At 69.2% G+C, this 15,938-nt stretch carries 3 protein-coding genes; all 3 read right to left on the bottom strand.

Features of this window, described 5'->3' with window-relative positions; translation table 11 throughout:
- Window positions 1-10: 10 nt before the first annotated feature.
- The 3 genes from ACVWY1_RS12590 to mqo all read right to left on the bottom strand — a co-directional run bounded on the left by ACVWY1_RS12590 (window position 11) and on the right by mqo (window position 15,791).
- Window positions 11-12,511: a filamentous haemagglutinin family protein gene (locus ACVWY1_RS12590; protein ID WP_457378351.1), complete on the bottom strand. Its 12,501-nt coding sequence runs from the start codon at window positions 12,509-12,511 to the stop codon at window positions 11-13.
- 207 nt (window positions 12,512-12,718) lie between these two features.
- A complete protein-coding gene (locus tag ACVWY1_RS12585) occupies window positions 12,719-13,867 on the bottom strand; it encodes a substrate-binding domain-containing protein (RefSeq protein ID WP_457378350.1) in 1,149 nt (382 codons plus the stop codon).
- A 349-nt stretch (window positions 13,868-14,216) separates the two neighbouring features.
- The gene (gene mqo / locus ACVWY1_RS12580) at window positions 14,217-15,791 is read right to left on the bottom strand and encodes a malate dehydrogenase (quinone) (RefSeq protein WP_139670170.1); all 1,575 of its coding nucleotides are present in this window, start codon (window positions 15,789-15,791) and stop codon (window positions 14,217-14,219) included.
- Between the last annotated feature and the right edge of the window lie 147 nt (window positions 15,792-15,938).

Below are 15,938 nucleotides of genomic sequence, written 5' to 3'. Positions count from 1 at the left end.
GCGCGGCCCCTCACAGCAACAGGTTGCCCCGCTCCTCCTCGGTCAATTGCGCCTTGGCCCGCTCATCCAGCGCCCCCGCGCCCAGCACCTGCACCGGGCTCTGGCGGTTGTACTGCGGATTAAGGCTCGCCCCGTCCTGCCCCGGCACCAGCCGCTCGCCACCGAAGCCCAGCACCTGCACGGTGATCACCGATGGCTGGCGCTGACGCGACGCGGCCTGTTGCTGGCGGCCCGCCTCCTCGGCCGCCTGGCTCGCCGACGACGCCGCGGCGCTGGCCGAAGCAATCGCCCCGGTATTCACCGCGGCCACCACCGGCATGCCCTTGGCATCGCCCTGCACCTGGATGTTGGCAGCGTTGACCACCTGCAGCGCGGCGATGTTGACGTTGCCCGACACGCGGATCCCCGCCTCGCCGGCATCGATGGTGCCCAACGGTGCGATCAGGTCGATATCCCCCGGCGCCACCTCGGCAATCGGGTTGAGCGTGGCAATGCCAGCACCGGTGCTCGGCACGCTCGGCGCCAGGCCGACGTTACCCCACAGGTCGTAGGTGCGCTTGGGCGGCGTGTACACCACGGTGGTCTTCGAGCCGCGGCCGGCGTTGATGTCGCCCTGGGCCGACCAGCCGAGGATCGAGCCGCCGAAGGTGGTCATGATCCGGCTCTGGCCGAGCAGGATGCTGCCCTGGGAGTACAGCTGGATGTCACCGCTGCCCTGGGTGATCACCCCGGCGGTGGACGGCGGCGCTTCGCCCTCGATGCCGAACACCTGCTGGCCACCTGGGGTCAGCACCTGGATGCCGCCGCCGAAATCGGTGTGGATGCCCGCGCCGCCGTAGACGGTGGCGCTGCCGTCGTAGCGGATCGGATTGCCGGCCACGTCCTTGTCCGGGAACAACGCGGCGATCGCCTGGCGACCGCGCAGGTAGCTGCCGGTACGCGGGCCGTTGACGTCGTTGTACTCGCGCCCGCCTTCACGCAGCTCGCTGAAGTAGACCTGGCGGGCGAAGATGCGCTGCTGCTCGGCGGGCAAGGCGGCAAAGTAGGCGCGGCTGTCGGCGCTGTCGCCGCTGAAGCCGAAGCGTTCGCGCAGCCAGGCCTGCAGCTCCAGGTCATAGCGCTTGAACACGTTGTCCGCCTGGCCGCTGTCGACGGGCTGCTCCGCACCGAGGTAGCGCTCGAGCAGACGCTGGTAGTCCGGGCCGGCCTTGCCGGCGCCGACGACGATGGCGATAGCCGCGCCATCGTTGCCGCCACCACTGCCATCGACCCGGCCGATACTGTTGATCGCCGCCTCCTGGTAAGCCGAGCCCACGCCCTGGCCGGACTGGAACAGGTTGCGCCCGGCGACCACCTCCAGCTGGCCGGGCCCGGCAACATTGAAGGTGCTCAGGCGAATGTCGCGCCCGGCGCTGATCAGCGAGACATCCAGGGCATCGCCATGGATAACCAGGTTGCCCGAGGAATAGACGTTACCCTGGTCCCCCGCCACCATGCCCGGCGCGCCGAAGCGCTCGACGCCCAGCGCCTTGCCGGCGTTGACGATGTCGCGCCCGGCCATCACCCGCACCGGCCCCGCGCCCTGATACAGCTTGAGCCCGGTCTGCTGGTACTCGATGATCTCGCCGGTGTTCAAGCCGACGATGTCCCCGGCCAGGGCATAGAAGCGCGCGGGTGTCTGCGGCCGCGACCCGGCCTTGTAGGTGTTCAGGCCATAGGTGAACAGCGGCGACGCATCCAGGCTCGCGGCGATATCCGCGCTCAGGTTGCTGGCCTGGTACACGTACGAGAAGTCCTGGCCAAGCATTGCCGGCCGTTGCGGCGTGGCGATGGCCGAGGTGTCGGTGCCCGACTGGCTGATCACATAGCCGCCGGCGTAGATCGACTCACCGGCGATCAGTTGCAAAGCGCTGCGCGCCGAAGGTGCGGTCATCAACGAATAGGCGGAGGTGGCGATGCCACGCTCGCTGGCCGAACTGCCGTAGTACAGGCTGCCGTTGGCCGCCGTCACCCGCAGCGCCGTCGGGTAGAACAGGCGGCCACCGTAGAGCGGCAGGTTACGGCCCGGACGCAGCTCATCGAAGTTCACCGGCGTGACATTGCCGCCCAGGGCGAGCATGTCCACGGCGGTGGTCTCGCGCCACAACGAGAACCAGCTGTTGCCCTGCCCGGCATAGCGCACACCGTTGTCGCCGAGGAAGCCGGTCATGTTGAACTGCGGCACCCGGCCCGGGTCACCGACACCCTGCACGACCAGGTCGCCGCGGCTGTCCAGGCGCACCGCGGCATCACCAGGCATGAGCGTCAGCCCCCCCAGCGCCGCGGCCTTGGTCGAGGTATACGGGTCGTAGGCGCGCGACTCGCTGCTGTCATTGAAGGCGAAGCTGCTGCCATACACCTGCCTGACCACCCCGACGCTGCCCGCCTGCACATTCAGCGCACCCCGCAGGTTGACCAGCGTGCCGCCCAGGTCGGGGGTGACCCGCGCCATCTCCAGTGCCGCGGACGCCGGGTTGATGCCACCGGCCACCCGCAGGTTCAGGTCGCCGCCGCCGGTCTGCACCAGGCGACCATCCTCGGCGATCCGGCCACTGCCGCCGACCACCAGGTTCAGGCCCTGGCTGCGCTCGGCCTCGACGCCCGCGGTGTTGCTGGCCTGCAACAGGCCGGCCGAGCCACCCACGCCGACGTCCAGGTTGCCACCCCCCAGGGTGCCGATGCCGGTGAAGCCCACCAGCCAAGGTTCGGCCACCGAGGCCTGGGGCTGCTGGGCGAAGGTGCCGAAGTTGACCCACCACGCCGCCGGGGTATCGGCACTGGTCTGGCCCTGGCGCCACAGCCAGTTGCCCAGCGCGGCCGATGCCACTTGCGGCCTGGAGAGGGCGCCGCCGGTCTTGCTCGCCACCAGGTTGCCGGCAAGATCGCCCCCGGCCGTGATCCGCAGGTTGCCGCCCTGCTCCGGATACCAGGCGCGGTACAGGCTTTCGGTCAGCGCCTCATAGGGCGCGCCGGCGCTGCCGAGCACGCTGCCGTCGGCCAGCCGGCCACGGGCGAGCTGGTGCGGATCGACGCCGTCGCGCCACAGCGACGGCGCCTGGGTGCCGGCGGTGTAGACGCCGAACAGCGAGTCCATGCGCCAGTCGCCGGCACTGAGCAGGTCAAGGTCGCCGGTACCGGTGCGCAACACGCTGAACATCAGGGTGTGCGGCGTGACCTCGATACGCTCGGGCTCGGTCGGCGCGTCGATCTCCACGCACCAGCCGGGGATCGAGCACAACTCCATGTCGGCGTCGGCCACCGGGGTGCCGGGCTCCATGCCATAGGTGTTGTCCGGCCCCCAGACCCAGAGCTTCTTGCCCCCCAGCGTCTGGTCCACGCACCAGCCGGCGATGTCGCACAACACCAGGTCCTCGGGCGCCACCGGCGTGCCCGGCTCCATGCCGTAGGTGTTGTCGGGGCCCCACACCTTGATGGTCTTCACCGCCGGCTCGCACCAACCGGCGATGTCGCACAGCGCCAGGTCCTCGGGGGCTACCGGGGTACCGGGCTCCATGCCGTAGGTGTTGTCCGGCCCCCAGACCATGCCGGTGCCGCCAGCCCCGCCACCGCTGCGCTTCTGCTGCGCGATGTAGTGCAGGTCGGCCAGGCGCAGCACGCCGGCATCGGTGTCGGCGCGGGTGATGCGGCTGTCGGCGGCGTCCAGGTCGGCGCCGGCCACCAGGCGCATCGACCACGACTGCGAGCCTGCCGGCAACATCTGCGCCAGCGCCCAGTTGCGCCCCTGCTGGCCATTGCTTGCGGGGCGCAGCTCGATCAGGTCGACGCCTGCGGCGAGCTTGACATCGGTGCCCGCCGGCAGCCGCGAGCCCACGGCCAGGGTAAGCGCGCTGCCTTGGGTAAGGCCGCCACTGGGCAGGGCGATGCCCTTGCTCCAGATACCGCCCTGCACGGCCACGCTGACCGGCAGGCGGCTGCCGGCGTCCAGGCGCGTGCCCATGCCCAGGGTGACCGCCTCGCGCAGCAGCGTGCCGGCGGCGTACAACAGGTTGCCGCCAGCGTCGCGTACCGCGGCCTCGAGCACCGTGCCCGCGGGCAGGCTCAGCGGCGCCGACAGGCTCATGGCGCTGGGCAGGCGCAGGTTGGCCGGCAAGGTGGTGGCGGCGAACGGCAGGTCGAAATTGAGCAGGCTGCCTTCTGGGAACAGCGTGCCCTCGGCCAGCTCGACGCCGCTGCGCGGGATCACCAGGTCGCTGTCGAACGGCTGCTTGCCGGGCAGCAGCAACCAGCCCTTGCCGTCCATGCGCGCTTCGTCGCTGGCCAGGTCCAGCGGCATGAAACCGTCGCTGATGCTGCCATACACCTCCAGGTTGCCGCCGGCGCGCAGCACCAGGTTGCCTACCTCGCCCGAACCGTGGACGGCAGTCTTCGGCGTCAGCGGGTTGAGGCTGGCGTAGCGATGGCCGGACAGGTCCAGGTCACCCTGCACCACCAGGTCGGTGCCGGCATCGACCGTGGCGATCTCCACGCCCGGGCGCAGGTGCAGGGCCTGGGCGTAGCGGGCGTTGTTCAGCCCGGCCAGGCGCACGTCGAGCAGGTCGCGGTTGCGCAGCAGGTTGTCGATGAACAGCACACTCTGGTCGTGCTTGCGGGTCAAGTAGTCCTGGTCGATGACCTGGATCGGCCGGCCACTGGCCGAAGTGCCGCCCGGCGCCGCGTCGGTGTAGCGCTGGTTGCCGACCACGGCGATGGAGCGCGCGCCGAGAATGTCCACTGGACCACGCACGTCGATGGCGATATCGCCCGCCGTATCGCTGCCCAGGCGCGGGGCGATCAGCTCCAGGGTGCCGCGCTGGCGGCCATCGCCCTGCCCGGAGGCGGTGCCGTGGCGCAAGTCGATGCGTGCGCCGCTGGCCAAGGTCAACTGGCCCTGGCCACTGCTGAGCTCTACCACGGCGCGGTTGGGCGCATCGATGATCGCGCCATAGCTGTCGACCCGCAGCACACTGCCATGGGCGTCAAGCAAGGCCCCGGCGCCCAGGGCCAGGCCTCGATTGGCGGCCAGGCGGATGCTGCCAACCTGCTCGCCGCTGGCATCGACATGGCCGTTGACCGTGAGCTGCCCGTTGTCCAGCGACAGGTTGATCTGCTGGGCCTTGAGCTCATCGCCGATCACCAGGTCACCCTGCTTGATCTGGAAGCTGCGCGCACCGAACACCTGGTCGCGGTTCAGGCGCTGGTTGAGGCCGGCAAAGTCGTCCAGCTGCCGGGCGCGGATATCGACCGCCCCGCCCGCGTACGGAACCTGCGTGCCGGCGGCGTCGTAACGGCCACTGGCCGCGCCGAGGATCTGGCCGAGCAGTTCGATGCGCCCACCCTGCTCGCCCAGGGCAATGGCCGTCAGCCGCCCGGCGCGGTTGCCGCGGGCACTGAGGTCGATCAGCGCGCCAGCGGCCTGGTGAATGTCGCCGAACTGGCTGCCCAGCACCAGCTCGCCGCCCCAGCTGTACTGGGTCACGTCGTTGAGGGTCAAGGTACGCCCGGCCAGGTCCAGCCGTGCGGCGTCACCCAGGCGCAGGTCGTCCAGCGCCTGCAGGGTCAGGCGGCCGCTGGGCAGGCTGAAGGTGCCATCGACCAGCAGTTGCCGCGCCTTCAGGCTCAGCTCGGCGCCCAGGGCCTGACGACCGCTGGCCAGGGTGCCACCGCCGCCCTGCACGCGCAGGGTGCCACCGGCCTCGATACGATTGAGCGAGCCGGCGCTGCCGGTCCACAGCGGTGTGTCCACCAGCAGGTCACCGCCGCTGTAGGCGAAGCTACCGTCGGCCTGGTAGTCACCACGGCGGTGGTGGACCAGCAGGCTGCCCTTGTGGTTGGCGCTCACCTGGTGGCTGGCGTGCAGTTCCACGCGGCTGAAGCCCAGGGTCTGGCGCGCCATGTCGGTGCTGCCATCGGGCTGGCTGTTGGCGCCGTAACCGAACTCCAGGTCCTTGACGCGGATTGCCAGCAGGCCATCGCCACTGCCGGCCCCGCCCGCGATCGGCGCGCCCGCGGCGTTGCGCGCACCGCTCCAGATCAGCCGTTCGGTGCGAATGGTCGCCTGGTCGCCGGCCTGGCCATGGCCATAAATGGCCGGCACGCCGAGCACCAGCGCCTGCAGGCGGTTCTTGCCGGTGACCGGGTCGTAGGTGTCGAGCGCCGTGGTGCCGAAGAAGTTCAGCGAGTCGGACGCCGCCAGGGTCAGGGTCTCCAGTGCCGGCACAGCCTCGGCCGGGCTGCCCTGCAGCAGACGGTCGAGCACCTGCTGGTTGAGGGTCAGGCCCTGGCCCAGCACGCCGTCCGCCAGGGCGCGAGCCAGCGCGTCGGCGCTGCCGACGTTGATCCGCCCGACCGCCAGGCCCAGGTGCCGGGTCCCGAAGGCCACCCCGTCATCGAGACTGAAGGTCTTGTCGGTGGCGGCGAACAACGAGCCTTCCGAGTACAGCCGGGTGGTGCCCTGGCAACCGCCGGCGCTGCAACCGCCAATGAGGATGGAGCCCGGCGACCAGCTGCTGGTGAACTGCGACGACACCACATCCAGCCGGCCGTTGGACACCGCCAGCAAGGCACGGCCGTTGCTGTTGATGAAGTAGCCGTCATCGGCATCGAAAGGCACCGCGCCTCGGCCAAGCGTGACGATCCCGGCCCCCTGCTCGACGACGATGCTGCCACGCGGGTCGTTGTTGGTCAGGAACACTTCACCGGCCTGCAGCACCGCGCCCGAACGCAGCCAGATATCGCTGGTGCCTTCGAGGAAGGTCATCTGGTTGCCGCCCTGGCCGTAGAGTACGTTGGCGCGGCCGCCCAAGGTCAGCCGGGGTGCCTGCAAGGCATTGAGCTCGCGGGCCGACAGCACCGCGATGTGCTCACCAATGGCCTGGCCGACGCCACCATCGGCCACCACTTCAAGGCCACGGGCGCCGAACACCGCCGCGCTGCCGGCATGACCGCCTTCGGCGGCGGCGAAGTTCACCCGACCGGCGACGCGCAAGGTACTGGCGGCCTCGTTGTTGCCCTGCACCCGCAGGTTCAGCCACTTGCCATCGGCCTCGATCGCCGCGCGCGGCACGCCCTTGGCCGAGGCATCGGCACGGGCGAAGGCGGCGTAGGACGTTTCGTTGTACTGCGAATAGCGCCGCAGCACGTCGCCCGAGGTCAGGATCACCTGGCTCGACAGCGGCTGGCGGATACCGGTGTTGGCCACCGACAGGCTGCCCGTGGTAGTCCAGGAGCCGTTGCGCATCGCCAGGCTGGCAGCGCTGCCTCCGGCCATGGCCAGGCCATTGAGCTCGACCCGGAACGCCCCCGGCAGCAGCGCAAAGCTGGCCGGCAGCAAGGTGTAGGTGCCGGCCGCCAGGCCAGGAACGCTGCCATCGAGGGTGATCTGCTGGCCGATCCCCGGCGCCGTCACGCCGGCCTCGCCGGTCACCGGCGCATAAGGGCCGGTGAAGCTCGGCACAATGGCGTAGACCGGGTTGCTGCCCAGCGTGGGCAGGACCAGGCGGCCCTCGCCATCGAGTTGCATCAGCGGGTGGTAGCGGGCGTCGGTGGAGCCGCCACGCCCGGAGACGAAGCCGGCGCCGGTCAGCGTGCCGCCTCCGGACAGGTCGATCAGCGCGTCCTGGCGGATGTCGATGGACTTGCCGTTGAGCGATACCCCATACAGGCTGTCGCCCGCCGCGCCCAGCAGCCTCACCGCCAGGCCTGCGAACAGGTAGCTCAGGCCATCCACCGTCCCGCCGTAGGGCATGACCAGCCCTGCCGCGCTGACCGAGGTGATGCTGCCCGGCAACAAGGTGACCGCCTGGGTGCCGCCCGCCTCCAGCCCCAGCGACAGCCCGCCGAGGGGCGCGCGCAGCACCCCGCCCTGCTCGACCTTGCCGGCGATCAGCGCCAACCGGCCAAACACCGAGAACGGCTGGTCGGGCGTGCCTTGCCCAGCCCTGCCGATGCGCAAGGTGGCGTCGCTGGCCGTCTCGATCTGGCCGAAGGCGCCCGTGGTCGGATAGACCTGGGCAGCGAGCAGCTCCAGGTCGGCATTGCTGCGCAGCAGGGTCCTGTCGGTGCCCTCGCCAACCTTGCCCAGCACCCGCAGGTCGCCCTGGCTGCGCAGGCTGCCCAAGGCAAAACCACGGCGGTCGAAGTCCAGTGAACCACCGGCGGCCAGCGCCAGGCTGCCATGGGCGCCCAAGGTCACGGCATCGCGCAGGTCCAGAAGGTGGGCGTCGACCTGCAACAGCGCCGCGCTGTCTTGCGTCGACAGCCCGCCCTTGAGGGTCGGCCGGGTCGCCTGGTCGGCGCTGCGATGGTTGCTGCCGGCAAGCCGCACATAGGGCGCCCGCAAGTGCACACGGGCATCGCCGGCGCTGCTCTGGGCCAGCACCAGCGAGCCGGTGTACAGCTGCAGGCTACGGGCCATGCGCAGGTCCAGGTCACCCTCGAAGGCCACTACACCATCGCTGAGCAGCGACAAGCTGTCGAAGCCCCCCGCAGCAACCTGAGCAACGTCGAGCTGCCCCTGACCATAGCGCAGCGGCCCTTGCTCGGCATTGGCCGCGCCTTGGCCGAGCACCAGCTCGCGTGGCGCCTTGACGGCGTCGACCAGGCTACCGTTGAGGTAGAGACCGCTATCCAGCGCCACCTCCAGGCTGCCGCCCGCGGCACCAAGGCCACCGGAGGCGGCGCTGAAGCTGCCGTCCAGGCGCAGGCCGTGGCTCGACGACAGGCTGATGCGCCCGCCGTTGCTGGCCATGGCCAGCGGACCCTGGCCACGGATATCCAGCGTGGCCTGGGCGCCGTCGGCGCGCAGGCGAGCGCCCTCGGCCATGTCCAGGAACAGATAGGCGCCGTTGCTGGTGCCCTGGTCATGGTCGATCTGCCCGCCAATGACAATGCTGCCGCCATCGTCGACCCGACCATAACGGCGACCTTGCGCATCCAGGGCGGTGACCGCCCGCCCGGACACATCGATCACGGCCTGCTCACCCAGGCGGATCGAGCGCTGGTGCGCCCCCTCCGTCACGCCGGAGTCCATGGTCGGCAACCATTGCTGCAGCAGGCTGACACTGCCACCCCAGGCATTGAGGGTACCGTTCAGGTTCAACTGCGCGGTGCTGGTCAGGCTGATCGACTGCAAGGGGTCGACACTGATCGTCGCGCCGCGCCCGACCTCGAGCACCGCCGCTTCACGGCTCGCCTGGTCGAAGCGGCTATCACCCGCCGCCAGGGCCAGGCTTGCGCCGGCGCGCGGTTCCAGCTTGCCGGCCACCGCGTTCTGCGCCAACAGTGGCGCCAACCCGATCAGCGCCGGATCGCCGAGCGGCCGGCTGGCGTCGAGTTGCTCCACCGGCCGGGTGACGTCGATACGGCTGCCAGCGGCCACACTCAGGCCATGGTTGCCGGTGATGGCGTAATGAGCGAAACCACGGTTGAAGAAATCCTCGGCCAAGTGCACGCCGGTCTCGCCCTGCCCGCTGCCCCCCACACTCACCCGCTCGGCGGCCAGGGTCAGGGTGCCTGCGCCACTGCTGCCGTAGCCGCGCAGCTCGCCATCGAGGCGCATGCGCCCGGTGCCGCTGTTGTCCAGCGCGCTACTCTGCAAGGTCAGGTTGCCGCCACTGCCACCGAGCAGGCGGTTGCCCTCGCGGCGTACCACACCGCCGGACACGTCCAGCACGCTGGCGCTGTCCAGCAGCACATCGCCGCTGCTGCGCAGGCTCAGGCTGCCACCGTTGCGCCAGGCGCGCTCACCTGGGTCCGTGCCCTCGCTGCGCAGACCGCTGACATCCAGGCGCACCCCGGCGGCCACGCCGACCTGCGCGCGCAGCCCTGCCGGGGTGGCCAGCGCCTGGTCCTGCAGGCTGGCGAGAACACGCTGGCGGAGCACATCGCCCAGGACCATCTGCCCGCCCCTGGCGGTCAGGTCGGCATTGACCTGGACCTGCGGGGCATAGAAGGTCAGGCTGCCGCCATCGGCCAGGCGCACGGCATCATCGACCTCGATGCGCTGTTGGGCGGCAACGCTCAAACCACCCAGCTCCAGGCCGTTGAGCCAGTCGCTGTCGAGTGCCAGCTGGCCACGGCGCTGCTCGTCCAACGGTGCCTGCAGGCCGACGTCGGCGCTCTGCCCCCCGGCGCCCTGGCGTATCAGCACCTGCTGCATGACCGGGGTCAGGCTGAAGCCGAGCTCCTTGGCGTCGCTGAGGTAGCCGGGCAGCTGTTGGCCGAGCACCAGTTGCGCGCCCTGGGCCCGGGCGGTGTGCACCTGGCGATAGCCGTCGCGCCCGCGTACCGGCGCCTGCACCTGGCGCTCGTCCTGCCAGGTCTGGCCGAGCAACTGGCCGTCGAGCAGCGCGCTCTGGGTCGCCACCACCAGGCTGCCGGCGTCGCGGCCCACGGTATAACCCTGCTCGTAACGCTGGCCGGGGGCAATCAGCGGGTTGTAGAAGGTGCGGGTCTGGTCCCAGCGCGCGCTGTGCGCCTCGTAGCCGTTGTACAGGCCGGTGTAGAGCAGGTCGCCCGGGGCCTTCGACAGTTCGTAAAGGCGGCCGTCCTCACCGCGCAGCCAGCTCTGGCGGATGTAGCCGTCCTGCACCGCCAGGGTGCCGCCAGACAAGTTGATCTCGGCGCCGGCGCGGGTCACCAGGTCCTGGCCGGTGAAGGTCACCGTGCCGCCCTGGGCCATCCACTCGCCGACGCTGTGGTTGCGCGTGCCCAGGTAGCCGCCCACCTCGAGCAGGCCACCGGCGGTGTACCAGCGCTCGCTGGCGTAGCCGTTGACGCCCTTTTCCACATGCACCAGCTCACGCACGTCCACCCACACATCGCGGTTGATCAGGCCGCCCTTGTCACGGTTGCCGGCCGCGTCGCGCTGTTCGTTGCCCTGCACGTTGATCTTGATGACATTGCTTTCCATGGCGACCTTGACCCCGAGGGCCCCGGCCACGTCGATGCGCGCGCCATCGTCCACCAGGCTGCGCAGCCCGGCGCTGACGGCCACCTGGCCACCGGTGGCCAGGGTCAGGGCGCCTTCCTGGAAATGCACGGTGCCACCGCTGACCACCTCCACCCGCGACTGCTCGGGGCGGTCGATGACCTTGCTCAGGTTGTCGAAGCGGCCCGTGGCATTGTTGCCGCTGACCCCATCCACCCCCTGCCGCGAGGCCTCGCGCTGGCTGTCCAGGGCCTGACTGTCGTCGAGCAGCACGGCGGTGACGCTGCCCTTGCCGAAACTGACCGTGCCGCTGGTGTCGCTGGCCGAGTTGAGCAGGTGGATGCTGCCGCGCCGGTCCACCGCGGTGCTGGCAAGGGCCACGCCATCCTGGCGCACGGCATGGCCGGTCAGGGTGATATCACCGCCCGCCGCCTGGATCAGTCCGTTGTTGACCACGTTGCCGGCGCTGCTGCCGGGCTTAAGGCTGCTGGCGACCTCATTGCCGCGGGTGGTGGAGAAGGCGTTGGCCTGGGTGCCCCTGCCCCGGCGGATGTAGAAGTCGTCACCGGCGGCAAGCGTTGCCTGGCCCTGGGGCGTGATGATCTGGCCTTCGTTGTTCACCTCGCTGCCCAGCAGCAGCACATACCCGCCGCCTTCGGTGGAGGTGGCTGGGGCGCGGGTCTGCAGTTGCGCGCCCCGTTGCACCACGACCTTGCCGCCGGCCTGGGTGAAGGTGGCCTGGCTGCCGTTGCTGTCGACATACAGCCCGCGTTCGCGGAACTGCTCGTCGCTGACCTGCGCCGCCGCCGCCACCAGGTTGCGCACGTTGACCTGGCTGCTGCCGTTGAATACCACGCCGTTGCGGTTGAGCAGCATCACCGTGCCCTGGGCCTCGATCTGGCCGTGGATCTGGCTCGGCCGGGCGTTGGGGTCGTTGACCCGGTTGAGTACCGCCCACTGCGCCTGCTGGTCGAACTTGACCGTGGTGTCGCGGCCAACGTTGAAGGTTTCCCAGTTGAGGATCGCCTTGTCGGCGGTCTGTTCGATCAGCACCTGGGTCTTGCCGCCCACCTGGCTCTGCTGCGGCGCCTTGGCGTTCTGCCAGCCCTTGGTCAGCGGGTTCTCGTCGACCTTCAGGCCGCCCTCGCCCAGGCCGTTGGGCACGGTCTGCGGCTGCACCTGCGCCAGGGTGCGGCCGGCGGCCTGCGCCGCCTGCTGCGCGGCGATGGCGGACACGGTGTTGTCGAGGTTGCCCAGGGAGCGCTGGAACCGCTGCTGCAGGCGCTGCTGCTGGGCCAGCGGAGGTGGCGCGCCGGGCAGTTGCACGTGGCCCGCTGCCGCGCCGCCACCGGCTGCGGGCGCGGCGCCCTTGGCCGCGAACCAGGCCGAGCTGAACGGCTGCGCGGCCTGGGCCGTGCCGGACAGCAACAACAGTGCGATGGCCTGGGCCAAGGGCTTGAGCAGCATCGGCGCGTGGCCTGCAGGCTGGCGACGCCGGCGGGCGACGGTGGCGGGTAGGTCTGGCTGGTGCTGGCCGCGCGACATTGCAGGGTTCCTTGTGCAGGGTCATGGAAGGCAGGTCGGTGCGGCCGTGATGCCGCTTTGCCATAAGGCAGTCGGCCCGGGCGCGGACCGAAGCTTTGTCATGCAAAGTTCATCTGCCTGGGGTACGCGCACACGCGAAAACCGACGGTGCCGTGCCGGCCACCGTCGGTTGTCCGCCCGTTGCGGGCCTGGCGCTTCGCGTGACGCTTACAGACGGCCGATACCGTTACAGACCGAAGCGTTGGCGATGTTGGTGCCTTCGTTGTAGCCGTTGTCCAGGAACACCTTCTTGATCTCGGCGGCGTAGGCGGCCGGCAGGCTGACGAAGGAGTGCTGGGCGATGGTGGCGGCCTTGGCACCGGTGTACAGATCGTTCAGGAAGCTGCGGATGGCGGTGGCATCGGCGGCGGTCTGGTAGCACTGGCCGACTAGCAGGTTGGTGTAGCCGACGATCGGATAGCCCGAAGTCGGTACCACGCCACCGGCGTTGAAGATCGGCACCCACTTGCTTGGGTCGGCGCGGTCGGCTGCGGTGCTCGGGGCGACAGCGGTACCCAGGGCGGTGCGGGCGTTGGCGGCGGTTGGCAGTGGCGCGGTACCGGCGGCCATGGCGTTCTTGCTGACGCGGGCGACCACGGCGTTGTTGCCGGTGGCGACATAGTCAGGGCTGACGTAGCCGATGGTGCCATCGGTGGCGTTGACCGCGTTGACCACATCGGCGCTGCCGGCGACGGCTTGCCAGGTGGCCGGTTCGCTGCCGACGTTGGCGGTGGTGAAGGTGCTGCTGACCACGAAGGACGATGGGCAGGCGTCAGCCAGGAAGCGCGACAGCAGCTCGGTGGTGCCGCTGCTGCCGGAGCGGTAGATGACCTTGATCGGCGTGGCGTCGGCGGTGCCCAGCAGCTGGCCCCAGGTGGTGGTGGTACCGGAGAACACGCCGCACAGCTGGGCGCCGGTCAGTTGCAGGTTGGTCACGCCCGACTTCTTGTAGGGAATGGCAACGGAGGTGCCCACCGATGGGATCTGCACCAGCTTGCCCCAGGTGGCGGCCTTGCTGCTGTTGTAGGTCGACAGCTCCGAGGCGCTCAGGACCGAGTCGCTGCCGGCGAAGTCGACGTTGGTGCCGGCCGGCTGGTTGACCGAGGCCGCTGCGTTGGTCAGGAACGCCGTCTTGCCGCCACCACTGCCGACACCGGTGTAGCTGAAGTCGGCCGGCAGCAGGCGCGGCAGGCTCGAGGTGCCGTTGTAGAGGTTTTCCGGCAGGGTGGCGCCGCCACCGACAACAGCAGCCATGGATTGGGCCGAAGCCAGGGTAGCAGCCACCAGGGAGGCGGCGATCACAGTACGCTTAAACATGAAGCAATCTCCTATCGTCGTGTTCATACGTTGAGTGGGTCGCGCATTGCTGTGGCCACAGGCCGTATACCCTGATCCAGAGGGGCTGAGGCCTGTCCACGGGGCCAACATTCGCAGCTTGTGGTGACAGGCAAAGGAAAAAACATCGGGAGTTCGGCGGGGAAAAGCTCGGGTGTCGGCGGGCGCTTTTCGGGTGTGCGGCGGGCTGGCCATGAGCCGGCGCAGGCGGTACGGGAGGGGACGCTCCGGAGGATGGCGAATCAGGCACTCGGGAGTTGGGCCAAGGGGAGAAAAAACAGTGTGCCAGCGCCGGCCACTTCACAGTGGCCGGTTGGTCATGGCCGGACTTTCAGGGCGCGGCCACCTCGCTGGGCGATGCCAGTTGCAGGAGTTCGCTGGTATAGGTCCACTCTTCCTGGACCTTGTCGGGGTGCTCGTTCAGGCGGATGCCATAGGAGGGGATGATCTGCTTGATCTTCGCCTGCCACTCAGGCGTGGCCACCTTGTCCTTGAACACCTTGTTCAACAGGTCGAGCATGATCGGCGGCGCGGTCGAGGCGCCCGGCGAGGCGCCGAGCAACCCGGCTATGCTGCCGTCCTTGGCGGTGACCACCTCGGTGCCCAGCTTCAGCACCCCGCCCAGGTTGTCATCCTTCTTGATGATCTGCACCCGCTGCCCGGCCTGCCACAGGCGCCAGTCTTCCTTCTTCGCTTCAGGGAAGTAGGTCTGCAAGGCGGCGAAGCGGTCATCATCGGACTGCATCAACTGGCCGATCAGGTATTGCACCAGGTCGAACTCGCGCACCCCCACCCGCACCATCGGCCAGGTGTTGTGCAACGACATGCTGGCGAACAGGTCAAGCAGCGAGCCCTCCTTGAGGAACTTGGTGGAGAAGGTGGCGAACGGCCCGAACAGGATCATGCGCTTGCCATCAAGCACCCGGGTGTCCAGGTGCGGCACCGACATGGGCGGCGCGCCGGTGGCGGCAATGCCGTAGGCCTTGGCCATGTGGCGCTGGGCGATAGCCGGGTTGTCGGTGACCAGGAACGAGCCGCCCACCGGGAAGCCGGCGTAGTCCTTGGCCTCGTCGATGCCCGACTTCTGCAGCAGGTGCAGCGCGGCGCCGCCGGCACCGATGAACAGGAACTTGGCGTCGGTGCTCGCGGTGCCGCCGTCCTTGAGGTTCTTGTACTCGACGTGCCAGCTGCCGTCGTCGTTACGGGTGATGTCCTGCACCTCGCTGGACAGCTTGAGGTCGAAGTTCGGCCGGGTCTGCAGGTAGCCCACGTACTGGCGGGTGATCTCGCCGAAATTGACATCGGTGCCGATCGGCGTCCAGGTGACGGCGAGCTTCTGGTTGGGGTCGCGCCCTTGCATCATCAGCGGCACCCATTTGGCGATCTGCGCGTGATCCTCGGAGTACTGCATTGGCTTGAACAGCGGGCTGGCCTGCAACGCCTCGTAGCGTTTCTTGAGGAAGCGGATGTTGTCGTCACCCCAGACGAAACTCATGTGCGGCGTGGTATTGATGAACGAGCGCGGGTTCTTCAGCACGCCCTGCTTGACCTGCCAGGCGAGGAACTGACGGGTGACCTGGAACGACTCGTTGATCTCCACCGCCTTGCTGATGTCGATCTTGCCGTCCTTCTCCGGCGTGTAGTTGAGCTCGGCCAGCGCCGAGTGACCGGTGCCGGCGTTGTTCCAGCCGTTGGAGCTTTCCTCGGCCACCTTGTCCAGGCGCTCGACCATCTGCATCGACCAGCCCGGCTCCAGCTCGTTGAGCCACACCGCCAGGGTGGAACTCATGATGCCGCCGCCCACCAGCAGCACATCGACGCGCTTGCTGTCGGCGGCCTGGGCATGCAACCCCAGGGCCAGGGTGAGGGCCGCCAATGCCCATCTGGGCGTTTTGTAGATGTTCATGTGCTCTCCCGTTTTGGTCATTCCGTGCGCCTGGAGGACAAGCTTAGCCGAGTGTTTTGCTCAGGCATGGTTGCTGTGTTTCTTATCGCCTTTGTCGTGATCGGCGGGAGAGTTGCAGCGCCTGTGGGATCGAGCGCCGCTCGGGCG

This window comes from Pseudomonas sp. TE6288 (assembly GCF_054062095.1).
This window is presented reverse-complemented; position numbering and strand designations above follow the sequence as displayed.